The 23349-nt window shown below is 69.8% G+C and carries 25 protein-coding genes and 1 pseudogene; 13 read left to right on the forward strand and 13 right to left on the reverse strand.

The window, feature by feature from the left end; translation table 11 throughout:
* The first annotated feature begins 3 nt into the window (after positions 1 to 3).
* Genes ABN611_RS07335 through ABN611_RS07345 form a run of 3 tightly spaced genes read left to right on the forward strand, consistent with a single transcriptional unit; the run spans position 4 to position 3658 of the window.
* Complete coding sequence (locus ABN611_RS07335) at positions 4 to 1548, forward strand: aldehyde dehydrogenase family protein (RefSeq protein WP_350279029.1); 1545 nt, start codon at positions 4 to 6, stop codon at positions 1546 to 1548.
* Positions 1548 to 2717, forward strand: coding sequence for an FAD-binding oxidoreductase (locus tag ABN611_RS07340; protein WP_350279030.1), 1170 nt, complete (start codon positions 1548 to 1550; stop codon positions 2715 to 2717). Before ABN611_RS07335 ends, ABN611_RS07340 begins: the two co-directional genes overlap by 1 nt.
* Positions 2717 to 3658, forward strand: coding sequence for an NAD(P)-binding domain-containing protein (locus ABN611_RS07345; protein ID WP_350279031.1), 942 nt, complete (start codon positions 2717 to 2719; stop codon positions 3656 to 3658). Before ABN611_RS07340 ends, ABN611_RS07345 begins: the two co-directional genes overlap by 1 nt.
* Here ABN611_RS07345 and ABN611_RS07350 read toward each other — a convergent pair.
* From ABN611_RS07350 to ABN611_RS07365, 4 genes are all read right to left on the reverse strand, one after another.
* On the reverse strand, positions 3655 to 4398 hold the full coding sequence (locus ABN611_RS07350) for an SDR family oxidoreductase (protein WP_350279032.1): 744 nt from the start codon (positions 4396 to 4398) through the stop codon (positions 3655 to 3657). The two genes, ABN611_RS07345 and ABN611_RS07350, sit on opposite strands and share 4 nt — an antisense overlap.
* Positions 4398 to 4874 carry an SRPBCC domain-containing protein gene (locus ABN611_RS07355; protein WP_350279033.1) on the reverse strand — a complete coding sequence of 159 codons (477 nt, stop codon included), beginning with the start codon at positions 4872 to 4874 and terminating at the stop codon, positions 4398 to 4400. Before ABN611_RS07355 ends, ABN611_RS07350 begins: the two co-directional genes overlap by 1 nt.
* Positions 4871 to 5290, reverse strand: coding sequence for a metalloregulator ArsR/SmtB family transcription factor (locus tag ABN611_RS07360; RefSeq protein WP_350279034.1), 420 nt, complete (start codon positions 5288 to 5290; stop codon positions 4871 to 4873). The genes ABN611_RS07355 and ABN611_RS07360 overlap by 4 nt, the downstream gene beginning before the upstream one ends.
* 65 nt (positions 5291 to 5355) lie before the next feature.
* Positions 5356 to 6039, reverse strand: a complete 684-nt coding sequence (locus tag ABN611_RS07365) for a hypothetical protein (RefSeq protein ID WP_350279035.1) — start codon at positions 6037 to 6039, stop codon at positions 5356 to 5358.
* 395 nt (positions 6040 to 6434) lie between these two features.
* On the opposite strand from ABN611_RS07365, the pseudogene ABN611_RS07370 reads away from it, so the two are divergent.
* Positions 6435 to 7073, forward strand: a pseudogene (locus ABN611_RS07370) (ABC transporter substrate-binding protein); the annotation flags it as partial.
* Positions 7074 to 7265: 192 nt separating this feature from the next.
* Here the strand turns inward: ABN611_RS07370 and ABN611_RS07375 are convergent.
* Together ABN611_RS07375 and ABN611_RS07380 are read right to left on the reverse strand one after the other, a co-directional pair.
* Positions 7266 to 8603, reverse strand: a complete 1338-nt coding sequence (locus ABN611_RS07375) for an aromatic amino acid lyase (protein ID WP_350279036.1) — start codon at positions 8601 to 8603, stop codon at positions 7266 to 7268.
* Between the two features lie 76 nt (positions 8604 to 8679).
* Positions 8680 to 9693: a DUF6528 family protein gene (locus ABN611_RS07380; protein WP_350279037.1), complete on the reverse strand. Its 1014-nt coding sequence runs from the start codon at positions 9691 to 9693 to the stop codon at positions 8680 to 8682.
* Positions 9694 to 9930: 237 nt separating this feature from the next.
* Between ABN611_RS07380 and ABN611_RS07385 the strand changes: the two genes are divergently transcribed.
* Positions 9931 to 10635 (forward strand): hypothetical protein, encoded by a 705-nt coding sequence (locus ABN611_RS07385; protein WP_350279038.1) that lies wholly within the window; start codon positions 9931 to 9933, stop codon positions 10633 to 10635.
* On the opposite strand, the gene ABN611_RS07390 is transcribed toward ABN611_RS07385, so the two are convergent.
* From ABN611_RS07390 to ABN611_RS07400, 3 genes are all read right to left on the reverse strand, one after another.
* Complete coding sequence (locus ABN611_RS07390) at positions 10632 to 11018, reverse strand: pilus assembly protein CpaE (RefSeq protein WP_350279039.1); 387 nt, start codon at positions 11016 to 11018, stop codon at positions 10632 to 10634. The two genes, ABN611_RS07385 and ABN611_RS07390, sit on opposite strands and share 4 nt — an antisense overlap.
* 83 nt (positions 11019 to 11101) lie before the next feature.
* Entirely contained in the window at positions 11102 to 11470 is a 369-nt protein-coding gene (locus tag ABN611_RS07395) for a hypothetical protein (protein ID WP_350279040.1), read from the reverse strand.
* Between the two features lie 19 nt (positions 11471 to 11489).
* The gene (locus tag ABN611_RS07400; RefSeq protein ID WP_350279041.1) at positions 11490 to 12212 is read right to left on the reverse strand and encodes a M15 family metallopeptidase; all 723 of its coding nucleotides are present in this window, start codon (positions 12210 to 12212) and stop codon (positions 11490 to 11492) included.
* A gap of 176 nt (positions 12213 to 12388) precedes the next feature.
* Here ABN611_RS07400 and ABN611_RS07405 point away from each other — a divergent pair, with 176 nt between their 5' ends.
* Positions 12389 to 13747, forward strand: coding sequence for a histidine kinase (locus ABN611_RS07405; protein ID WP_350279042.1), 1359 nt, complete (start codon positions 12389 to 12391; stop codon positions 13745 to 13747).
* Positions 13726 to 14487, forward strand: coding sequence for a response regulator transcription factor (locus ABN611_RS07410; RefSeq protein ID WP_350279043.1), 762 nt, complete (start codon positions 13726 to 13728; stop codon positions 14485 to 14487). The genes ABN611_RS07405 and ABN611_RS07410 overlap by 22 nt, the downstream gene beginning before the upstream one ends.
* Before the next feature lie 182 nt (positions 14488 to 14669).
* On the opposite strand, the gene ABN611_RS07415 is transcribed toward ABN611_RS07410, so the two are convergent.
* A complete protein-coding gene (locus tag ABN611_RS07415) occupies positions 14670 to 15662 on the reverse strand; it encodes a transcriptional regulator (RefSeq protein ID WP_350279044.1) in 993 nt (330 codons plus the stop codon).
* A gap of 61 nt (positions 15663 to 15723) precedes the next feature.
* Between ABN611_RS07415 and ABN611_RS07420 the strand changes: the two genes are divergently transcribed.
* Both ABN611_RS07420 and ABN611_RS07425 read left to right on the forward strand, forming a co-directional pair.
* A complete protein-coding gene (locus ABN611_RS07420) occupies positions 15724 to 16890 on the forward strand; it encodes an epoxide hydrolase (RefSeq protein ID WP_350279045.1) in 1167 nt (388 codons plus the stop codon).
* Positions 16887 to 17993: a winged helix DNA-binding domain-containing protein gene (locus tag ABN611_RS07425; RefSeq protein WP_350279046.1), complete on the forward strand. Its 1107-nt coding sequence runs from the start codon at positions 16887 to 16889 to the stop codon at positions 17991 to 17993. The genes ABN611_RS07420 and ABN611_RS07425 overlap by 4 nt, the downstream gene beginning before the upstream one ends.
* Here ABN611_RS07425 and ABN611_RS07430 read toward each other — a convergent pair.
* A complete protein-coding gene (locus tag ABN611_RS07430) occupies positions 17978 to 18319 on the reverse strand; it encodes an MmcQ/YjbR family DNA-binding protein (RefSeq protein WP_350279047.1) in 342 nt (113 codons plus the stop codon). The genes ABN611_RS07425 and ABN611_RS07430 overlap by 16 nt on opposite strands.
* A 64-nt stretch (positions 18320 to 18383) precedes the next feature.
* On the opposite strand from ABN611_RS07430, the gene ABN611_RS07435 reads away from it, so the two are divergent.
* The 4 genes from ABN611_RS07435 to ABN611_RS07450 are packed head-to-tail and all read left to right on the forward strand — an operon-like array spanning position 18384 to position 22319.
* On the forward strand, positions 18384 to 19460 hold the full coding sequence (locus ABN611_RS07435; RefSeq protein WP_350279048.1) for an alpha/beta hydrolase-fold protein: 1077 nt from the start codon (positions 18384 to 18386) through the stop codon (positions 19458 to 19460).
* Positions 19420 to 20166 (forward strand): alpha/beta hydrolase-fold protein, encoded by a 747-nt coding sequence (locus tag ABN611_RS07440; protein ID WP_350279049.1) that lies wholly within the window; start codon positions 19420 to 19422, stop codon positions 20164 to 20166. The genes ABN611_RS07435 and ABN611_RS07440 overlap by 41 nt, the downstream gene beginning before the upstream one ends.
* Before the next feature lie 27 nt (positions 20167 to 20193).
* Positions 20194 to 21429: a hypothetical protein gene (locus tag ABN611_RS07445; protein WP_350279050.1), complete on the forward strand. Its 1236-nt coding sequence runs from the start codon at positions 20194 to 20196 to the stop codon at positions 21427 to 21429.
* A gap of 5 nt (positions 21430 to 21434) precedes the next feature.
* Positions 21435 to 22319 (forward strand): amidohydrolase family protein, encoded by an 885-nt coding sequence (locus tag ABN611_RS07450; protein WP_350279051.1) that lies wholly within the window; start codon positions 21435 to 21437, stop codon positions 22317 to 22319.
* On the opposite strand, the gene ABN611_RS07455 is transcribed toward ABN611_RS07450, so the two are convergent.
* The gene (locus ABN611_RS07455; protein ID WP_350279052.1) at positions 22287 to 22970 is read right to left on the reverse strand and encodes a cation transporter; all 684 of its coding nucleotides are present in this window, start codon (positions 22968 to 22970) and stop codon (positions 22287 to 22289) included. The two genes, ABN611_RS07450 and ABN611_RS07455, sit on opposite strands and share 33 nt — an antisense overlap.
* Complete coding sequence (locus ABN611_RS07460; protein WP_350281607.1) at positions 22967 to 23338, reverse strand: metalloregulator ArsR/SmtB family transcription factor; 372 nt, start codon at positions 23336 to 23338, stop codon at positions 22967 to 22969. Before ABN611_RS07460 ends, ABN611_RS07455 begins: the two co-directional genes overlap by 4 nt.
* Positions 23339 to 23349 lie beyond the last annotated feature (11 nt).

Below are 23349 nucleotides of genomic sequence, written 5' to 3' on the forward strand. Positions count from 1 at the left end.
CGTATGGCCGGTGAGGTGCTGTCCGTTGTCGGTGGCGAGCGCGTGGCGGAAGCGGTACGGCGTACACCGTCGACCAACCCCGCGCGGTTGGACGAGGTCGTCGGGACGGTCGGCAGCGCCGGGCCGGAGGTGTTCGTCCGGGCGGCCGCGGCAGGGCGGACAGCGCAGGCCGCCTGGGCCGCGACGCCCGCACCGCAGCGCGGTCAGGTGATCTCGAACGTCGGGCGGCTGATGACAGCCAACAAGGAGCGGCTCGCCGCGCTCGTCACGCAGGAGATCGGGAAACCGATCGCGGAAGCCCGCGGCGAGGTGCAGGAAATCATCGACACCTGCGACTTCTTCCTCGGCGAGGGCCGCCGGCTCTACGGCCAGACCGTGCCGTCGGAAATGCCGGACAAGCAGCTGTTCACGTTCCGGCGCCCGGTCGGAACGGTCGCCGTGATCACGGCCGGAAACTTTCCGGTCGCCGTTCCGTCCTGGTACCTGGTCCCCGCGCTGCTCTGCGGAAACACCGCGGTCTGGAAACCGGCGGAATATTCCGCGGTCGTTTCCGACGCGTTCTACGAGATCTTCGCCCACGGCGGCGTACCGGCCGGGGTGCTGAACGTGGTGTACGCCGACGGTCCGGACACCTTCGCCGGGCTCGAGCAGGCCTTGCAGGCGCGGCTGATCGACAAGGTCGGGTTCACCGGGTCGAGCGCGGTCGGCACCCGGATCGGCGAGCTGTGCGGCCGGCACCTGCAGACCCCGTGCCTGGAGCTCGGCGGCAAGAACCCGATGGTGATCACCGAGGACGCGGACCTCGACCTGGCCGTCGAGGGCGCGTTGTTCTCCGGTTTCGGCACCGCCGGACAACGCTGCACTTCCCTCGGTACGGCGATCGTGCACCGGTCCGTGTACGACGAGTTCCTGGACCGCTTCGGCCGCGCCACCGCGGACGCGGCGATGGGCGATCCGGCGCAGGACGTGCTGTTCGGGCCGTTGCTGGACGAGAAGTTCGCCACCGGGTTCGAGAAGTCGCTGGGCTGGATCGCCGCGCACCACCGGGTGATCGGCCGCACCGGGCGGGTCACCGCGGAGAACCCGCGCCAGGGGTTCGTCGGCGACCCGGAGGCGGGGTTGTTCTACCACCCCACGATCGTGGCCGGTGTCCGCGCGGACGACGAGCTGTTCCTGAACGAGACGTTCGGGCCGGTCGTCGGCGTCACGTCGTACAGCACACTCGACGAGGCGATTGCGCTGGGCAACAAACCGGGGTACGGCCTGTCGAGTTCGATCTACACGACCGATCCGAACAAGGCGTTCCGGTTCGCGCAGGGCATCTCGGCGGGGATGGTGAGCGTGAACAACTCGACGTCCGGCGCCGAGGCGCATCTGCCGTTCGGCGGCAACGGGAAGTCGGGCAACGGGTCCCGGCAGAGCGGGATGTGGGTGCTGGACCAGTTCACCCGCTGGCAGTCGATGAACTGGGACTACTCGGGCCGGCTGCAGAAGGCGCAGATGGACACGGTGACGGTCGAGGCCGACCTGGCGTTCCGGCTGCCGTGATGGCCGGCGAGCTCCCCGACCGCGCCGACGTGGTGGTGGTCGGCGGTGGCGTGATGGGGACGAGTATCGCGTTCCATCTCGCGGAGGCCGGCGTGGAACGGGTGCTGTTGCTGGAGAAGGACGAGCTCGGCTCCGGCTCGACCTGCAAGGCGGCCGGCGGGGTGCGGGCGAACTTCTCCGACGAGGTCAACATAGCGCTCGGCGCTCGCAGCCTGGAGGCGTTCGCGCGGTTCGGTGATCGGCCGGGGCAGGAGATCGACCTGCGGCGGGTCGGCTACCTGTTCCTGCTGGAAACTGCTGAGCAGATTGAGCATTTCCGGGAGAGCACGGAACTGCAGAACCGCTTGCAGGACACCGGTGGCCTACCTACCCGGATGGTGTCGGCCGACGAAGCTGTTGCGCTGGCGCCGATCGTGGCGCCGGAGGGTCTGGTGGGGGCCTGTTTCTCGCCGACAGCTGGACACTGTACGCCGGAATCCGTTGTCCTCGGGTACGCGTCGGCCGCCCGGCGGCTCGGGGCACGGTTGGTCACCGGCTGTGAGGTGCTGGGAATCGATGCGGTAGGCAACCAGATCTCGGTGGTGCGGACGAGTGGCGGTGACGTACGCACGCGGACGGTGATCTGTGCGGCGGGTGCTTGGTCGGCGCAGATTGGCGCCATGGTCGGCGTGGATCTGCCGGTGGTGCCGTTGCGGCGGCAGATCGTGGTCACCGAGGCGGTCCCGGGGCTGCCGCCGCGGTTGCCGATGACGATCGACTTCAGCAGTACGTTCTACTTCCACCGCGAGGGTCCCGGGCTGCTGGTCGGGCTGTCAGATCCCGACGAGGAACCCGGTTTCCGGCTCAGCCGGACGGACGCGTGGATCCCGCGGCTGACCACCGCGATGGCGAGGCGGGCGCCGTCACTGCTCGACGTCGGGCTGACCGGTGGATGGGCGGGTCTGTACGAGGTGACACCGGACCACAACGCCCTGATCGGCGAGGACGACACGGTGTCGCGCTTCCTCTACGCCACCGGCTTCTCCGGCCACGGTTTCCTCCAGGGCCCGGCCGTCGGCGAGGTGGTCCGCGACCTCTACCTCGACCGCACCCCCTTCGTAGACGTCGCCCCGCTGAACGCGGCCCGCTTCCGCACGTCCGGCACCCGCACCGAACGAAACATCGTCTGATGACAGTCCTTCTCAACCGCTCCACAATCCTCCGAGCACTGGACATCCCCACGGTCCTGGACAACTTGCGCGCAGGCTTCACCCAGCACCCCGAGATCGCCCCCCAACGAGTCCGCACCGACCTCCCCGGCCCAGGCACAGCAACCACCCTGCTCCCAGGCCTCCTCCCCGGAATCCCCGCGTACACGGTCAAGGTCAACGCCAAGTTCCCCACCGCCACCCCAGCCCTCCGCGGCATCATCTGCCTACACGACCTCACCGACGGCACCCTCCTGGCAATCCTCGACTCCACCACCCTCACCGCCTGGCGCACAGGCCTCTCCGCCGCCCTAGCCACCAACCTCCTGGCCCCGCACGGAACCGAGGGGTCTGCGGTGGTTGGGGTGGTTGGGGCTGGGGTTCAGGCGGGGATGGTTGTGCGGGGGTTGGATGCGTTGGGTGGGGTTGAGGGGCTGGTGGTGTGTGACGTGGATCGGGAGCGAGCCGCCGGGTTTCTTGGTGAGCTTGGGATTCCGGGGGTGGTGGTTGGGTCGGCTGTTGAGGTTGTGGGGCGGGCGGATGTTGTTGTGTTGGCTACCTGGTCGCGGGAGCCGTTGCTGGGGGTGGCGGATGTCAGGGGTGGGGTGCACCTGACGACGTTGGGTGCTGATGAGCCTGGGAAGGTGGAACTGTCGGCCGAGTTGCTTCGCGCCGCGCGCGTGGTGGTCGACGACCGGGAGCTCGCCGTGCGGATGGGGGCTCTCGGCAACGTTGGTCTCGGCACCGAGGCTGCCCATGCGACGTTGAGCGAGGTGCTGACGGGACGCGCCGCCGGACGCAGTACGGCGGACGAGATCACCGTCTATGCACCCGTCGGGCTGCCTTGGCAGGACCTGGCGATTGCCTGGCCGGTGTACCAGTCCGCCAAGGAGCACGGGGCGACGATCGACTTCCTGGGCTAGTTGACGACCGCGCCGGCCGTGAGGTTGAGCGCGGTGCCGGTGATCGAGCTGGCGTGGTCGGAGGCGGCGAAGGCTGCGACGGCGCCGACGTCGGCCAGGGTTGCGGCGCGGTTCAGCATCGTCTGCGCGGCGGTGTACTCCGCGACCTCGCGGCGGAAGTCCTCCGGGTAGGTATCCGGGTTCGACTCCGGGATGCCGTTGGTCTGCAGCGTGATCACTCGGACGCCGTGCGGCCCGAGCTCGCGGGCCAGGCTGCGCCGCAGCGCCTCCACCGCGCCGAACCCGGCCTGGAACGCGCCGAGGTTCGCCGCCGGATCGCCGTACCCGCCGAAGGTGAGGATCACGCCGGAGCCCTGCTTGATCATCTGCCGCGCCGCCGCGCGCGACGTGAGGTAGAACGTCCGGAACATGTTCCGCACTGGTTCCTCGACCTCGGCGAGCGGCATCTCGACCAGCGGCGTCCCGAAGTACTGCTTGTGGCCGATCAGGTTGAACGAGATGTCGATCCGCCCGATCGCGGCGGCGTGCTCGTCGACCGAGCGTTCGTCGAGCGCGTCCACGACGCCGGTCTCGGCCTTGCCGCCGGCGCCGCGGATCTCGTCCGCGACCCGTTCCAGGCGGTCCGCCGTGCGGCCGGCCAGGAAAACGTGTGCGCCTTCGGAGGCAAACGTTTTCGCGACCGCCGCGCCGATCGGGCCGGCCGCGCCGTACACGATCGCGTTCTTGTCGGTGAGCATCATCAGTGGGCCTCCTCGGCCAGTTCGGTGACGAGGTCGTCGAGGCGCTGCAGCGATTCGCGGATGCCGCGCTCCATGCCGCCGTCGACGTACAGTTCGCGGTCCTCGACCGCGAAGAACACGGTGTTCTGGGTCAGCGTGGTGATGCCGCCGGCCTCGTCGAAGGTGATCAGGTTCAGGTAGACGGTCCCGGGCGCCTGGTCGAACTCGTACGTCTGCACGATCCGCTCCGGTGTCGGGTCGCCGTGGTACAGCCCGTGGAACACGTAGCCCTTGCCGTCGCCGTCGTAGTGCGTCCACCGCCAGCGGCCGCCGTGCCGCGGATCGAGCTGGTTGACGACCAGCTCGAGACCAGCCGGCCCGAGCCAGCGCGGCACCAGCTCCGGCTCGGTGTAGGCGCGGAACAGCAGTTCGCGCGGCGCGGCGAACTCCCGGACGATGACCACCTGCGGAACTCCGGGTTCCGCGATGACCTTCACGACTCCCCCTCGGGTACGTCGACCTCGGGTACGTCGACCTCGGGTACGTCGACCTCGGGTACGTCGACCTCGGGTACGTCGGACTTGGGTTCGTGGGGCTTGGCTTCGTCGGGCTTGAGGTCGTCGAGTAGGTCGTCGAGGCGGTCGAAGCTCTCCGCCCAGTACGCGCGGTAGTCCATCAGCCAGCCGACCGCGGCCCGGAGCGGCTCGGCCTCGAGGTGGCTGAGCCGGGCCGTCGCCCGTTGCGAGCGGCTGATCAGGCCGGCCTGCTCCAGCACCTTGAGGTGTTTGGACACGGCCGGCTGCGACATGCTGAACGGCGCCGCGAGCTCCGCGACCGTGGCGTCCCCGTGCTTGAGCTGCACCAGTATCGCCCGCCGCGTCGGATCGGCCAGCGCCGCGAAGACCCCGCTCAACCCATCTTCATAACCAGATGGTTTCAGAACCATACGGTTAAGAATGAACGCCGATCACGCAGCTGTCAACGGGGTCGCGACCAGATGCCCGGGTCACACCAGGCCGGGTCGATGCCCTGCTGGATGCAGTACTGCCGCAGCAGTTCGTCCCTGGTGGACGGAGTCGGGCGCGACGGCCGCGGACTCGCCGTCCGCGTGGGCACCCGAGTCGGCTTCGGCGTCGCGGAGGTCCGCCCAGCGGTCCGGGTCGCCGTCGGTCGGCGCGTCGGCCGCTCGGACGTCGAACGAGTCGGTTGCCGGGTCGGCCGCCGCGTCTCCTCGCCCGCCCGCGGGCCGGTCGGCAGCACCGACGGCGACCCCGACGGCGACTCCGATGACGCTGTCGCCGTCCCGGGTACGACGGGACTCGCCGAGCTGACCGCATCACCCGGCGACGCCGCCCCCGACTCCGTGAACCGCACCGCCGCGGACTCGTCCGGCCCGCCGCCGAACAGCCCGATCGCGGACACCGCCCAGATGTTGACCCCGAGCAGCACCAGCAGCGCCGCGGATCCGGCATACACGGCGCGCCGGGGCGGACCGCCGTACCGGCCGATCGGACCGAGGACCGGGTAGCCCTTGCCATCGACCCAGAACCGCCAGCCGTTCGGCGCCGGCGGCCAGGACGGATCCGGGCGCCAGGACTTCGGCGGGATCCAGTTGCGCCGGGGCGGGGACGGCCAGTTCGGCGGCACCACGAACCGCTTCACGACAACTCCTCCAGTCATCGACGATCGCGCCGTACCCATGGCCAACGACACAGACCCGGTGCGGGCTACTTGCGGCTTCGGCACACCCCGCGTGTCGGCTGGCCCCTCACACCGGATCCCACACAGCCATGAACTCAGGTTAGGCTTACCTCACTTGTCACCTCGTGGAGGAACCAACCGCCATGGTCTTGTCCCGCATCCGGTCCGTCGCGACCGTCGCGATCGCAGCCCTGACCTTCAGCGCCGGCCTCGCCGCCTGCGGCCAGGACGACCCGGAGAACTCCGCCGCCGGCACCGGCGACACCGCCGGCTTCCCGGTGACCGTCGACCACCTGTACGGCTCGACGACGATCAAGGCGAAGCCGCAGCGGGTGGTGGCGCTCGGCGGCGGCGACATGGAGGCGGCGATCGCGCTCGGCGTCGTACCGGTCGCGGGCGCCGACTGGTTCGGCAACCCGCAGCTCCGCGGCTGGGTGAAGTCCGCGCTGGGCGACCGGCAAGCGCCGAAGCTGATCCAGGCGTACCAACCGAAGTTCGAGGAGATCGCGGCGCTGAAGCCGGACCTGATCCTGTACGTGAACACGATCAACGACAAGAAGGAGTTCGACACGCTGAACGCGATCGCGCCGACGATCGCCGCACCGCCTGGCACCAAGAACGTGTACGGCGTCGCGTGGCAGGACCAGGTCCGCGAGATCGCCAAGGCGACCGGTACGACGGCCGCGGGCGAGCAGGTGGTGACGGACACCGAGAAGCTGGTGGCCGACGCCGCGAAGGCGAACCCGGAGTTCGCCGGCAAGACCATCACCGCAGGCGTCTACTCGGCCGACGCGCTGAACGCATGGCTGCCGTCGGACCCGCGGATGCGGCTGCTGACCTCGCTCGGGTTCAAGTCCAACCCGCAGATCGACGCGATGGAGAACGGCGACTTCTACGTGAAGATCGCACCGGAGCTGACCGGCAAGATGCAGGCGGACGTCATCTTCCTGGCCGCGCTGAACGGCGCCGGCAAACTCGACCCAGCGGTGGTGAACGACAAGCTGTTCAACGCGCTGCCGGCGGTGAAGGAAGGACACATCGCGTACTTGGGGCGGCGCGCCGGTGATCAACACGGCGACCGAGAGCGGCGAGTTCTCCAGCGCGATGTCGATCGGCGGCCCGCTGGGCATCAAGTACGCGCTGCCGAAGCTGGTCCCGATGCTGAAGGACGCGCTGGCCGGCAAGGGTTAGAGGACCTCGTCGACCAGCCTGGTCAGATCCGCGCCGAACGCGCGGTCGCCGTCGATCGGAGGTACGACGGCGTCGACCGCCCGCAGCAAGTCCTGAAGTCCCGGCGGGACCGGGCGTTCGGAGAGCGCGAAGGCCTGCCGTACGGCGAGCAACTCGCAGGCCGTCACCTCCCGGACGCGACGGATCGCCGCACCGAGGTTGCCGACCGCCTCCCAGGAGAACGACTGCACGTCTTCCTGCCCGTTGGACGTCTCCGCCGTACTGATTGCCGTAGGCAACGTCAGGCGGCGGAGCTGATGCGTGATCGCCACAGCCCGCTTGTGTACGGCGACCAGCCCCGCCTCCGGCCCCGGTTCGCGTGCGAGCTGCGCCGGTAGCCCGGTCACCGCCGGATCCAGCAGCCGATGTAGCCGGGCCGCCGAGACCTCCGCCGCGTGGGCCAGCGCGGCCGTGAGGTGGTCGCAGCGCGCCGCCAGCTCGAGACCGTGAAAGCCCGCGGTGCCGACGAACTCGCCGTCCAGGTAGGCCGGGGAGTCAGTCACGCCGTCGAAGGCCCTCTGCACCGCGGCTTCCAGCTCCTGCAAGGTACGACGTACATGCGCGACCACCGGCCCCGCGACCCGGAAGGACACCGGAGCCTGCAGGCTGCGCGGCTCCGGTTCCGGACCGGCGAGCGCCCGCAGTCGCGCGAGTTCTTCCGCCAGTACGTCGTCCGCGCGGCCCGCGGCCGGGTGGTACGGATCGCGGTTGGCCCCGATGACCGCGATCGCCGCGGCGCCTACCGCGGTGAGGTGATCGGCCAGCCGATGCGCACGCCTGGCCTGTAGCGTGGCCCGGCCGGTCGCGCCCGGGATGCCGGCCAGCAGCGCGATCCCTTCCTTGGGGCCTGGATCCAAGGACGCGAAGGCATGGGCGAGCGGGATGATCTCGCCCGCGGAGCCGGCGCCTTCGGCCGGGATCTCCGGCAGCACCGGACTGTTGATGAGGGCAACCAACTGCTGGACCAGCTCGACCGAGACCGCGGCGTCACCGGTCAGGAACGTCCGCAGGCGGCCGATGAGAACGGCGCGGGCCTCATCGGGCGGCAGCCAGGGCGGGCCGCCGACCGCGCGGCCGCGGAGCAGGTTGCGCTGGTGGCGGGACTGTTCCTCCGACGTCAGCCGGGTCTTGCTGAGGTTGCCCATCCCGGTGGTGACGCCGTACACCGGCCGACCGGACTCAAGTGTGTCGAGGGCCGCTGCGCGGATCGCGGCGAGGCGGTCGAGGAGCGCCGGCGCCAGCTCGATCGGGTTCGGGTTCGACGGGTCCAGGTCCCCCGGGTCGTTGACGATCATCACCCGGAACCGTACCGGTCGCCGGGCGGCAGTCCACCCGGCGACCGGTCAACGCGGCAGGGTCAACGCCGCAGGATCAGCGCTGCGTCGGGTCGACCCACCAGCGGGCCTTGTAGATCTGCGAGCCGTGCAGCGTCAGCTGGTCGCGGCGGAAGGTCAGGGTCGGGGTGTCGGTGCACCAGGTGCACAGGTTCTTGGTCTGCACGACCGAGGTCAGGATCTGCCCGGACTTGGCCTCGTCGCCGACGCTCTTGACGCCGGCGACGTTGATCCGCTCGCGGTCGACGTAGTCCTGCAGGAACACGTTGCGGGACTTCGAGTACTGGTACACCTGCGACCCGGTAGTGATCCAGAACCGGTCCTTGTCCCGCGCGACCGGCTGGAGGTCGTGACCGTGCAGGGTCGGCAGCTCGACCCGCTTGACCTCGGTCAGCGTCGGCGCGGCCGGCGTACCGCCGACCTTGAGCGAGACCAGGTCGTGCCCGCCGAGCGCCCACAGCAGGCCGGTGTCCGCGTCCCAGTACACGCCGTGCCCGTCGGCGAGCGTGAACTCGACGTACGTCGTGGACCGCTGGCCCTGCGACGCGGTGTAGAGCCGCAGCCAGTTGCCGTGGCTCGCCACGACCGCGACGTTCCCGTCCGGCAGCAGCTCGATGCTGTGCGGGTTGTTCTTCCGCTCGACATCGGCGGCCCAGTACGCCGGCCCCTTCTGCGGGTACGGCACCACCGCCGCGAGGCCCCACGAGTCCGTGGTCAGCAGGTAGGCCTGCCCGTTGCGGTGCCGCAGCTTGGCCTCGTCCGGGGCGCCCCAGTTGTCGACGAGGTCGCCGAGCCCGTCCTGCGCGGTGGGCCGCCAGCTCCAGGCGATCTTGGTGTTCTGCCAGCTGTCCCGGTCGGAGTTCAGGACGAGGATCTGGTCGGTGGCCTGCTCGGTGACGACGATCTGTTCGGTGCTGTCCCGGCCGTCGACGCCGGCGGTGCTGTCGGCGTCGGCGCCGGCTCCCGTCGGCACACCGACAGTCGCCGCAAGTGCGGCCACGGCGGTCGCCGCAGTTCCCAGCAGTGCGGTTCGGGCGGATCTGGAGACCATGGATTCCTCCGGGTTGATCGGGTTCGGCGGGCCCGACTCTCGGCGAGCGACGCCCCCGGTGTCCATGCTCGCGAGTGAGAGTTCGGCGGTCGTTAACGACAAGTTCGATCAATTCGGTAGGTAGCCTACGGCGGCTCTCCGCGGTCGGCGAGACGATCGGCATGTCGACCGGAATGCCAACTTCGGTCGGCCTGGATCGAGACCAAAGTCATGGCTGCGCTGCGTTACGTTCGGTCCATGGGGTCGACGACCGGTACGCCGGGGCGCACGGTGATCGGGCACTCGGCGGCTGACAAGGTGCTGCTGTACGGCGGACTACCGCTGGCCGGGCTGGTGCTCGGGTTCTTCCTGCCGCGGATCGCGGACTGGGCCGCCGCGCAGCGCTGGGTGCCGTTCCAGGGGCCGCTGCGGCTGATCTCCGGGTGGGACAGCTGGTGGGTGATGCTGGGCGGCGTGGTCGTCGGGGTGGCGGGCGGCGTACTGCTGGCCGCGATGGCGCTCGAGGACACCTTGAAGGTGACGATCACCAATCAGTCGGTGGAGTTCCTGAAGAACCAGAAGACCCTGACGGTGCCGCGGGAGAAGATCTCGGTGGCGTTCCTGGACGGCAAGGAAATTGTGCTCCAGGACCCCACGTCAAGGGAGCTCGCCCGGGAGAAGCACGACCAGCTGAAGTCCGAGGCGAAGCAGATCCCGGCCGCGTTCCGCGCGCACGGCTACCCGTGGTCGGAGGCCGGCGACCCGCACGCGGCGGAGTTCCGGCGCTTCGTCGAGGACGACCCGGACCTGCCGCCCGCGGTCAACGCTGTGCTCAAGGTCCGGTCCAAGGCCTTCGACGACGGCGACAAGGGCAAGGCCGATCTCCGCGAGCTCCGCACCGAACTCGCGAACCTCGGCTACACGGTGAAGGACAAGGACAAGGTCCAGTACTGGCGCGCCTAAGCGCCGAGGAGATGCAGTACTGCGTCGGCGTACGCCTGCTCGGCGTCGTCCGAGGTGTAGGTGCTGTCGGTGAGGGTGACGCGGTAGCCGTCGGCCGTCGACTCCAGGGACCGGAAGTGCGGGCCGAGGAGGGCGCGGAGCTGCTCCTCGCGCGGGAGCCAGATCACCTCGCGCTGCTCGATGCTGTCGAGGGCCCATTCGGTGGTGCCGTTGAAGCCGATCACCTTGCTGCCCTGGTAGTCGTGCACCTCGACGGTCATGTCGCTCACCACGAACACGTCCTCGTCCATGTCCCGGTCCGGTACGACGAAACGATCCCCGGCCGCGGGCGTCCACAGCACCCCGGCCTTGCGCAGTCGTCCGGCCTGCTCGATCGTGATCACGCCTCCATCCTCCCCACGGCACGCAAATCCCGCAGGTCCGCGCGAGCCGCGACCACCGAGTGCGGCTCGCGCGGAGATGGAGGTCAGCGGTCGAGGGCGGTGCGGAGCTCCTCGGCACGGTGCGCGATCCGGTCGCGGCACTCGGTGGTCAGCGGCAGGTCGATCAGCGCGCTGGCCTGCAGGTGGCTGAGACCGAACCCGTCGCGCAACCGTCGTACGGCGGTCGCCCGATCGGCGGACGTCCGCAGTACGGTGGCCACCTCGTCGCGACGCTCGAACGCGGCCAGCACGCCGTCGTAGATCTCCAGTTGGGTGTACGCGGACCGGTCCGGCTCCGCGATCGGCTGCTCCGGCTTGTCACCGGTGCGGATCACCTGCCGCCACAGGGCGGGTACGGCGAGCCGCGCGCGGGTGTAGCGCCGGGTCAAGGGCTGGGCGTAGGTCATGGTCATCTCGGTATCCCCCTAGTGATCAATCTGCCTTGGCCACCGCGTGCGGTTCGCGCGGCGGGCACTTCTTGCCGGGCGTGGCGAGCGCCTCGAAGTGCCAGGGTTCGTTGTCGTACCGGCGGCACACGCCGTACCGCCAGCCGTTCTTGTCCAGCCACGCCATCGCGGCTGCCGGACCGATGTCGACGGCCTTGCCCTGGACGTGGGCGGAGTACTTCGGCGGCAGCACCCAGCGGGTCGCCGCCTTGTAGGAGCCGTAGCGCTGGATCGCTTCCTTCAGCAGCCGCTGCTGTTTCGCCGCACTGCGCCGGCCGGAGGTGATCCGGAGCGTGACGCCGTCGGCCCGCGCGGCCGCCATCGCCTTCGTCAGGCGCTTCTTCAGCGTCGGCGAGAGCCCGTCGATGCTCTCTTCGCGCGACACCTGCGTCGGCTTCTCGGTCGCCTTCCTGGTGGGCTTCTTCGTCGGCTGCTTCGTCGGGACGGTGGCAGTCTTCGGCGGCGTCTTCGTCGTACGGCGGGACGGCGTGGGTGTGACCAGCACCGTCGCGGGCGGGGCGCCGATCGCGGGCGCGCTCACCGTCGACACCACCGGCTCCTTGTCGGCGCCCAGACCGAGCACGTCCCCGACCTGCTGGTGCCACAACGTCAACGACCCGAGCACCGCGCCGACACCGACCACGCCGATCACGGACAGCAACCGGGTCCGCACCGCGCGGTTCGGGCGCGGCGGCAGGTCGTTCGTCATGGGGCACAGCCTTTCGGATCGGGGCGGTCGGCGCATCGGTCCCAGGGACAGTCCTCGTGCCCCGTTCGTAGCCCCTGAGTATCAGTTCGGACGCCGAGCCTCCTCCAAAAGTTGGAGACGGGACCCGTCCACTCAGATGAAGCTTCGGGAAACACCGGCTGACTACGCTGGGCGACATGGTCGGGATCTGGCGGCGGATGACGCACGGGCAGCAGGATGTGCTGCTGGCTGCGGTCATCGGGCTCGTCTGGTTCACCACCCTGAACCTCGTCAACGGCACCTCGCTGCGCCCGCACAACCCCGCCGTCTCGGTGGTCACCGGGGTGTTCCTGATCGCCACGGTCGCCTTCGTCCGGCGGATCCCGCGCACGATGCTCGTCGCCGTCTCGGTGCTGTACCCGTTCCTGTACGCCGCGGTCGGCACCGGCCTGGCGGCGCAGCTCGGGCTGACGATGTTCGGGCAGCCGGAGATCAGCGACGCGGCGCTGCAGTCGGAGATCCACCTGGTGCCGCTGCTCGTCGTCGGCTACCTGGCGGCGTCGGCCGGCGTCCGGCGGTTCACCTGCCTGTTCTTCACGATGGGCAGCCTGGCCGGGCTGATGATCGGCCTCCCGACGGTGGTCGCGATCGTGCTCAGCCAGGTCGACCGCGCGGTCCTGTACGGCGAGCGCTACCAGAGCCTCCCGCGCAACCTGGCGACGCTGTACTCCTACATCGACGTCTCCCTGTTCGTGTTCGCGGAGGCACTGATCTGCGGGATGGTGCTCCTCGGCGCGGACGCCCGCCGCCGCCGCAAGTCGCTGGCCCTGCTCGAGCAGCGCAACGCCGAACTGGTCCGGCTGCGCGCCGTCGAGGCCGAGCGGGCCGCGGTCGCCGAGCGGACCCGGATCGCCCGCGACCTGCACGACGTGATCTCGCACCACGTCAGCGCGGTGGTGATCCGGGCGCAGGCCGCGGACCGGGTCGCCGACCAGCGTCCCGAAGTACTGCGGGAGGCGATCCGCTGGATCATTGCCAGCGGCAAGGAGGCGCTGACCGCGATGCGGGAGACGGTGCGGGTGCTGAACACCGCGTCGCCGCAGGTCGCGGGCGACACCGGTTCGGGCGGCGGCACCGCGCCGGTGCCGGAGCTGGCCGACGTGGCGCGGATGGGCGAGCGGTTGAAGGCGGTCGGGATCGACGTGACGATGGAGCTCCCGCCCCGGCAGCGGCAGCTGACCTCCGCCACCGACCTGACCGCCGTACGGATCATCCAGGAGGCGCTGACCAACGTGATGGTGCACGCGAAGGCCACCGCGGCGCGGGTGACCTGGCAGAGTGGACCGCAGGGCGAGCTGCTGACCATCGACGACAACGGGAACGGCGGCCCGCCACCGGTGAACGTGCTGGAGACCGCGCGCCGCAACGAGAGCGGTCGCGGCAACGGGCTGATCGGGATGCGGGAACGGGCCACGGCGGTCGGCGGCACCCTCGCCGTCGCGGCCGGCCCCTTGGGTGGATGGAGAGTACAGGCATGGCTGCCACCGCAGAACTGAACGAGGCTCCGATCCGGATCCTGGTCGCCGACGACCAGGGTGTGATCCGGATGGGTCTGGCGATGATCCTGGACCACGAGCCGGACCTGACCACGGTGGCACAGGCCGAGAACGGCGAGGAAGCGCTCCGGCTGATCGACCAGTACGACCCGGACGTCGTGCTGATGGACATCCGGATGCCCGTGATGGACGGGCTGGTCGCCACCGAGCGGATCACGACCGCGAACCGGGATACTGGGCGGGCGCGTCCCGCCGTACTGGTGCTCACCACGTTCGACGACGAGGCGTACGTGCTGGCGGCGGTGCGGGCCGGGGCGTCCGGGTTCCTGTTGAAGGACACCGATCCGGACCTGCTGGTGTCCGCGGTCCGCGCGGTGTACCGCGGCGACTCGCTCGTGGATCCGGCGTCGACGCGGGTGCTGCTCGAGCGCTGCATGGAGCTGGAGCGCCAGGTCGACGGTGGTACGGCGACCCCGGCGCCGGCGCAGCCCGACGGCCGGTGGGCGGGCCTGCTCGCGCAGCTCAGCGAACGGGAGCGCGAGATCCTGGTCTGGATGGCTCGCGGACTCTCGAACCGCGACCTCGCGACGAAGCTGTTCGTCAGCGAGACCACGGTCAAGACCCACGTCAGCTCGGTGCTGTCGAAGCTCGGCCTCTCCAGCCGGGTCCAGGCGGTCGTCGTCGCCTACGAGGCCGGCGTCGTCCGGCCGGGCGAGGCCGACGTGCGCTGGGATTCCTAGGGTTTCCTAGGCGAACAGCCAGATGCCGACCGCCGCGGCGGCGAGCAGGATCACGACGGTCACGGCTTGGCTGAGCACCGACGCCTTGCGGCGCTGCGGCAGAAAGTCCCCGGTCATGGTTCCAGGATGCGTCGCGTCCGCCGCGTTCCCATCGGTCGTCAGGATGGTTCTGCGGTACTACCTCAGGATGACTGGTCGTTGCCGGGGGCATCCGATCGGCCCGGTGGGCCGGCCGCCCGGTGGAGACGGTCGGCGAGGGCGGTGAGGGCGGCCGAGAGTTCCGGCGCGTCCAGGACCTCGAAGTCGACGTCGAGCAGGCCGAGGTAGAGCGTCAGCATCTGCGGGGTGTCGGAGCCGACCTCGAACTGGCAGCGGTCCGGCCCGAGCTCCTCGATCTCCACCGGCAGCGGCAGCTTGGCGCGGATCTCGGCGGCCGGTGCGTGCACCAGCACGCGGGCGACGTACCGCCAGGTCGCCGTACCGACGCCGCGCTGCAACCGGGCGGTGATCTCGTCCTCCGGCAGCTCGCGCGGTGTGAACCGCGGGCCGCCGGGGATCTTCGGCGTGATCCGGTCGGCGCGGAACGTCCGCCAGTCGTCGCGGTCCGGGTCCCAGGCGATCAGGTACCAACGGCGGCCCATCACGACCAGCCGGTGCGGCTCGACCTCACGGCTGCTCGACCGCCCGTCGTGGTTCGCGTAGTCGAAGCGCAGCCGGTGCCCGGAACGGATCGCCGCGGCGATCGCGATCATCACGTCTGCGTCGACCGTCGGACCGGTGGCGGGTACGGCGAGCGTGGCCGACTGCATCGCCCGCACCCGATGCCGGAGCCGCGGCGGGAGGACCTGCTCCAGTTTGGCGAGGGCCCGGACGGAGGTCTCGCCGATGCCCTGCACGCCGCCGTTGGCCGCCGTACGCAGGCCGATCGCGACAGCGACCGCCTCGTCGTCGTCCAGCAGCAGCGGCGGCAGGGCGGCGCCCGCGCCAAGCCGGTAGCCGCCGGTGAGTCCGGGCGCGGCCTCCACCGGATACCCGAGCTGCCGGAGGCGGTCGACGTCGGTGCGGATCGTCCGGCTGGTCACGCCCAGCCGCTCGGCCAGTTCGGGACCGCTCCAGAGCGGGCGGGACTGCAGCAGGGACAGCAACCGGAGCAGCCGGGCCGAGGTGTTCAGCATTTCTCCAGGATGGCCGACATTGCGGAAGAAAGTCTTCCGCAGTGGCTTCTACGGTCGAAGTATGACGAACGCACAGCAGCTCCGCCCGTTCCTGATCGACATCGACGACGCCGACCTGGCCGACCTGAAGGCCCGGCTCGAGCGCACCCGCCGGCCGGCTCCGGTGCCGGGCGACACCGACGACTGGAGCCGCGGCATCCCCGGCGGCTACCTGTACGACCTGGCCGAGTACTGGCGGACGTCGTACGACTGGCGGAAGGCGGAGCAGGAGCTCAACCGTTTTCCGCAGTACACGACGGAGATCGACGGCCAAGTGATCCACTTCTTCCACGTCCGGTCGCCCGAGCCGGACGCGACGCCGCTACTGATCACCCACGGCTACCCGGGTTCGGCCGTCGAGTTCCTGCGCTTGCTCGGCCCGCTGTCGGATCCGGTCGCGCACGGCGGCGAGGCGGCCGACGCCTTCCATGTCGTGGTGCCGTCGTTGCCGGGGTTCGGGTTCTCGACCCCGCTGTCCGGCGCGGGCTGGGAGCTGGGCCGGACGACCGCGGCGTTCGCCGAACTGATGACGCGGCTCGGGTACGAGCGGTTCGCGGCGCAGGGTGGCGACATCGGCGCCGGGATCACCGGGCACCTGGGCGCGACCTTCCCCGACCGGGTGATCGGCACGCACGTGAACAGCGACCGGGGCACGCTCGCCCTGGCCGGCGAGTTCGTGCCGCTGCCGGACGACCTCGACGAGAAGGATCGCGCGGTCGTCGCCGAGGCCAAGGCGGCCTGGCAGGCCGGCCGCGGCTACCTGGACCTGCAGAACCACACGCCGGACACCATCGCGGCCGCGCTGACCGACTCGCCGGTCGCGCAGTTGGCGTGGATCGCGGAGAAGTTCCAGCTGTGGACGGACCCGGCCAAGTCGCCCGAGGAGTCGGTGGACCGCGACCAGTTGCTGACGCTGGTCAGCATCTACTGGTTCTGCCGCGCGGGCGCGAGCGCGGCCCGGTTCCTGTACGAGTCGGCGCACTCCCAGGTCGGGTGGGTCGCGGAGTCGTCGGTGCCGGCCGGATGGGCCGTCTTCAACAGCAGCCCGGCCGTCCGCCGGATCACCGATCCGGAGCACCGGATCGCGCACTGGTCGGACTTCAGCGAGGGCGGACACTTCCCCGCGATGGAGTGCGGCGAGTTGCTGGTCCAGGACGTGCGTGCCTTCTTCCGTACGCTTGGCCGATGAACGCATCGATCCGCGTGCTGAGCCGGCGGGAACTGAACCGCGCGACCCTCCAGCGTCAGCAGCTGCTGCGTCGGGAGAGCGGACCGGTCGCCGAGCTGATCGAGCGGCTGGTGGGGCTGCAGGCGCAGGCCCCGCTGGCCGCGTACGTCGCGCTGTGGTCGAGGCTCGAGGGCTTCGACCCGGCCGAGCTCTCCGCGCTGATGACGTCCCGCCAGACGGTGCGCGCTTCGCTGTTGCGGTCCACGATCCATCTCGTCACTGTCGACGACTGCCTGATGATGTGGCCGCTGATGTACCCGGTCGCGGACCGCGGGTTCCGGGGCGCGTTCGGGAAGCAGCTGGCCGGGGCCGACATCGACGCTGTCGTTGCCTATGGCGCGGAACTGCTGAGCCGCGAGCCGTACACCCGGAGCCGGCTGCGCGACGTCCTCGGCGAGCGCTGGCCGGACTGGGACGCGAACGCGATGGCGTACGCCGTCAGCTACCTGGCCGGCACGGTCCAGGTGACCCCGCGCGGTGTCTGGGGCGAGACCGGAGCCGCCGCGCTGCAGACGATCGAGAGCTGGCTCGGCCGGGCGCCGGACACTGAGCCGTCGATCGATGCGCTGGTACTGCGATACCTGGCGGCGTTCGGTCCGGCGAGTGTGGCCGACGTACAGATGTGGTCGGGGTTGACCCGTTTGCGCGAGGTCGTGGACCGGCTCCGGCCCGGGCTGCGCGTGTACGCGGATGAGGACGGGCGGGAGTTGTACGACGTACCGGACGGGCCGCTGCCCGACGCGGACACGCCCGCGCCGGTGCGGTTCCTGCCGGAGTTCGACAACCTGCTGCTGTCGCACGCGGATCGCCGGCGGGTCAATCCGAACGGCCGGGTCGTGCCGCTGCCGCCCGGCAACGGGGCCGCGATGGGCACGGTGCTGATCGACGGCGACTACGCGGCCGACTGGCGTCATCACCGCGGCGCCGACGCGCGGCTTCAGATCACCACCCACAGTCCGGTCACCGCCGCCGTCCGCGCCGAACTCGAGGCCGAGGCCCGCGCCCTCCTCGACCTGATCGGCAGCAAGGAGACACCTGTGGTCGTGAATCAGGTGCCGAAGTAGGCGTCGCGGACCTTCTTCGGTACGCACATCGCCCAGGCGTCGAGGATGAGTTCGCGGAGTTCGTCGTGGTCGAGGGCGGCCAGGCGGACCTGGATCCAGCGGAAGCGTTCGTCGGAGGGGCGGGGCGGGAGGAACTTGTCCGGTTCGTTGGCCAGCGCGGCGGCGCGCTCCTCCTTCGGGAAACCGATGCCAATCGTCTGCTCGTCGGGAGCGACCGCGAGGTAGACGATCTGGCCGACGCGGAACTTGATCTGGTCGCGGACCAGCACCTCGTAGCTGCGCGGGAGGTCCGCGGTGATGGCGCGGATATCGGTGAGATCGACCACGTTCCCACGATAGAGCCTGATCACTGACAGGGCTTGTCAGCATTTGCGCGGGTACTTTGGTCTGATGCCTGCTGTGGTGAGCGCGGTCGAAGGGGCCGAGGTGGTGTTCCGCCTCGGTGACGCCGCGCATGCGTTCACCGGGGTCCGGCTGTGGCAGGAGCTCGGGCTGCCGTCGGAGATGCTCGAGTTCAAGCCGGTCGACTATGGCTGGGAGCTGCGGCTGCCGCGGCCGTCGGTGCACCGGATGGAGTACCTGTTCGACATCGCCGACCTCGGGATGCGGACCGATCCGACGAACCCGCGCGTCGTCGGCGGCGCGTTCGGCGACCACTCGTGGCTGCCGTTGCCCGGGTACGTCGAGCCGGCCTGGCTCGCCGTACCGCCGATCGCGTCCACGGTGTCGGCACTCACCGTGGAGTCTCCGGTCGGGCCGGTCGAGGTCCAGGTGTGGGCACCGGACGGGATTGCGCCGGCGTTCGAGCTGCCGTTGCTGCTGGCGCACGACGGGCCCGAGTTCGCGGCGTACGCCGGTCTGACCCGGTACGCCGGGGCGATGATCGCGTCCGGCGCGCTGCCGCCGTTCCGGCTCGCGCTGATCCGGCCGACGGCGCGCAACCTCTGGTACGCGGCGAATCCGGAGTACGCCGCCGCTCTGACGCAGAACGTCGTACCGGCCGTGCGGACGCAGTACCGGAGCCGGCGGCCCGTGCTGATGGGGGCGAGCCTGGGCGCGCTCGCGGCGCTGCACGCGGAATGGCGGTTTCCGAACACGTTTTCCGGGCTGTTCCTGCAGTCCGGGTCGTTCTTCACACCGCAGACGGATCCGCAGGAATCACGGTTCGAGTACTTCGCCGAGGTCACCGGGTTCGTCGAGCAGGTGCTGACGGCAACCGAGGCGCCGAGCCGGCCGCCGATCGCGATGACCGCGGGGGCGACCGAGGAAAACGTGCACAACAACCGGGTCCTGGCCGCCCGGCTGGCCGAACTCGGGCTGGACGTGACGCTCGACGAAACTCCCGACATGCACAACTTCACAGCCTGGCGCGATGTGCTGGATCCTGATCTGACGGAGCTACTGCGACAGACCTGGGGTGGGGCTGATGGAACGGGAACAGGTCGAGTTGGAGGCGCCGGGGCTTGACCGCCGCGGCACCGTGATCCGGTACGGCCACTTCGGCCGCCCGGTGCTGGTGTTCCCGAGCGAGCAGGGCCGCGCCTGGGACTACGAGAACAACGGCATGGTCGACGCCGTCGCGGATCTGATCGAGGCCGGCCGGGTCAAGCTGTACTGCGTCGACTCCTACGACCACGTCAGCTGGTCGGACCGCAGCATCCAGCTCGAGGACCGGGCCCGCCGGCACGAGTTCTACGAGTCCTGGATCGTGAACCAGGTGGTGCCGACGATCGGCGCCGACTCACCCGGGGCTGTCGACATCATCACGACCGGGTGCAGCCTGGGTGCCTTCCACGCGCTGAACTTCGCGTGCAAGCGGGCCGACCTGTTCCCGATCGCGATCTGCCAGTCCGGCAACTACGACGCGGCCAGTTGGCACGCGTGGGGCGAGCGCGGCGACGCGACGTACTTCAACAATCCGGCCGACTACCTGCCCGGGTTGACCGGCGACCACCTGGACTGGTTGCGCAGCCGGCTGTTCATCCTGCTCACGGTCGGGCAGGGTGACTGGGAGACGCACCCGACCGGCTCGCTGCCGTCGGCCCGCGCGACCGCCGCTGTGCTGAAGGAGAAAGGCATCCCGCATGAGCTGGACCTGTGGGGGTACGACGTAGCACACGACTGGCCCTGGTGGCGGCAACAGCTCGCGCACCACCTGCCCCGCTTCTGCTGAGCCTTTCACCGACCTGGAGGAGACCTCGTGGCTGATCGTTCAAGGCATCTGATCGGGTTGTTGCTGGGCGCCGAGGAGGACTGGCCGCAGGCGTTCGAGGCGTTGCTGCAGCGGGTCGGGCCGGTGACGATCGACGGCCGCGAGCACGAGTTCGGGTCGCGGCGGCTGACCATCGAGCCGTTCGACCTCAACGACCCGGTGCGGGTCGGGCTGGTGATCGACCGGCTCGCGTACTGGTACTACCACCCGCGCGAGTGGCTGAAGAAGGCCGCGCTGATGAACGGCACGTACCTGCTGAACTCGCCGTTCACGTTCCAGTCGATGGAGAAGCACTCGGCGTACTGCGCGATGCTCCGGCTCGGGCTGAAGATCCCGCGGACCGTGCTGGTGCCGTACAAGAACCCGGTCGACAACGTGCGCTGGGCGTACACGTCGGCGAAGTACAACCGGCCCTTCGACCTGGACGCGATCGCCGAGGACCTCGGGTACCCGCTGTACATGAAACCGTTCGACGGCGGCGGCTGGCGGGGCGTGTCCCGGATCAACAACAAGGTCGACCTGCACCAGGCGTACGACCAGTCCGGCGAGATGCTGATGCACCTGCAGGCCACGATCGAGTACGACGTTTTCGCGCGGGCGCTGTCGATCGGCGCGGAAACCATGGTGATGGATTTCCGCCCGGACGAGCCGATGCACAACCGGTACGCCGTGTCACACGATTTCCTGTCCCCGTCGGCCGGCCATCAGGCGGTGGCGATCAGCCGGATCGTGAACGCGTTCTTCGGCTGGGAGTTCAACTCCTGCGAGATGCTCGTCAAGGGCGACTCGGTGCACCCGATCGACTATGCGAACGCCTGCCCGGACGTCGCGGTGACGTCGTTGCACTACTACTTCCCGTGGGCGTTGAGCGCGCTGGTGAAGTGGTCGGTGTTCTGCCTCGCGACCGGCCGGCGTTCGACGGTGGACCTGCACACCGAGCGGTACTTCGAGATCGCGGACGACGAGTCGCTGGACTACGACGCGAAGCTGGACGGGTACCTGGCCCTCGCGGACGAGCACTTCGAGACCGCGAAGTACCAGGAATGGTGTGCCGCCCACCTCGGCGACTTCGACCTGCGGGTCCGGGACTGGGTCGCCGGCCCCGACTTCGACCGGCTGCTCCGCGAGACCGTCACGACGACCTACCCGGCGCACGAGCACGAGAAGTTCCACGCCCACTTCAAGGGCCTCACCGACCTCTGGCTGGCAGATCAGGCAGGCTAGAGGGCGTGCGTGACTCCGAGGTACCGGCGTGGTGGCAGCGGCTCGGCCTGGACGGGCTGGTGGACGTGCATGTGCATTTCCTGCCGGACCGGGTGATGAACGCGGTCTGGGCGTACTTCGACCTGGCGTCGACGCACTACGGCACCGAGTGGCCGATCCAGTACCGGACGTCGGTCGAGGAACGCCTGAAAACGCTTGACGAAATCGGTGTCCGGGCGTTTCCGGCGCTGGTCTACCCGCACAAACCGGGGATGGCGGAGGGCCTGAACGCGTGGGCGCGGGACTTCGCCGCGGTCACGCCGGGCTGCGTTCCGAGCGGCACGTTCTACCCCGAGCCGTCCGCGGCCGGCTACGTCCGGAAAGCGCTGGACTCGGGCACGAGGATCTTCAAGGTCCACGTCCAGGTCGGCGACTACGACCCGCGCTCCGGCGAACTCGACGATGTCTGGGGCCAGCTGGCCGAGGCCGGCGTCCCGGTCGTCGTGCACTGCGGCTCCGGCCCGATCCCCGGCCGCCACACCGGCCCCGGCCCGATGGGCGAGGTCCTCCGCCGGCACCCGCGTCTCACCGCCGTCATCGCGCACCTCGGAATGCCGGAGTACGCCGAGCACCTGGCGCTCACGTCGTACCCGAACGTCCACCTGGACACGACGATGGCCCTGACCCCGTTCACCGAGAACCTGATGCCGTTCCCCCGCGATCTGACCACCCGCCTCGCCGACCTCCAGGACCGCATCGTCCTCGGCTCGGACTTCCCCAACATCCCGTACGAGTACGCCGTCCAACTCACATCCCTGGAGTCCCTCGACCTGGGCGACGCGTGGCTCCGAGCGGTCTGCTGGGACAACGGCGCCCGGCTACTCGGCCTTGCAGCCACCACCGAGGGGTGAGCAGCAGCCGTCGCCGCGCCAGGCTTCGATGCCTTCGCGTACGGCGACCGCGGCGATGATCAGGCCCGCGATCGGGTCTGCCCAGGACCAGCCGAGGGTGGCGTTGAGGACCAGGCCGATCAGGAGGACCGCCGACAAATAGGTGCAGAGCAATGTCTGCGTCGAGTCGGCAACGACCGCGTTGGATCCCAGGGCCTTGCCCGTACGGCGTTGCGCCCAGGACAGGAACGGCATGACGATCAGCGACGCGACCGCAAGACCGATCCCGACCGGCGAGGCGTCAGGCTCGGCGCCGGTCGCCAGGCTACGGATCGACTCGAACCCGACGTACGCTGCCAGCCCGAAGAATGAGAACGCCAGCAACCGAAGGGCTTTCCGCTCCCGTGACTCGGGCAGCGGATGCCGGAACTGCCACAAGATGATCAGGCCGCTGGACACCTCGACCACCGAGTCCAGCCCGAACCCAACCAACGCGACCGATCCAGCCACCAACCCGGCAGTCACCGCGACGACGGCCTCGACGAGGTTGTAGGCAACCGAAGCCCCTGCCAGCACCTGAGCCCGCCGCCCCAGCCGCCGCCGCTCGCTCGGGTCCACCACCCACGCCGACTCGCCACGTCCGATCAGCAACGGCTGCGACGGTTCGGTCATCCTTCGAGGCCCTTCGCTACGCCTGCTGTCTCGTGGTCGAGGCCGAAGTTCGGGCAGAGGGCGACGGCGTCCCCGGTGAGGCCGAGCAGACGTTCGGCCGCGGACAGCAGCTCCATCGTGGCCTCAGGATGCGTAAGCCTGTACACCGAGGCCCGCCCCTCCGCCCGGGACTCGACCAGACCGCAGTCCCGCAAACACGCCAAATGCTTCGACACCGTCGACTGCGCCAGCCCGAGGTGCTCGATCAGGTCGACCACCCGGTGCTCCCCCAACGCCAGGTGTTGCACGATCGCCAACCGCGACGCATCGCTGAACCCATGGAACAAACACCCGGCAACCGCCAGCCCGGACACCTCACCAGCAATCATCGCCATTTGGC

It is taken from the genome of Kribbella sp. HUAS MG21, assembly GCF_040254265.1.
Taxonomy (GTDB): Bacteria; Actinomycetota; Actinomycetes; order Propionibacteriales; family Kribbellaceae; genus Kribbella.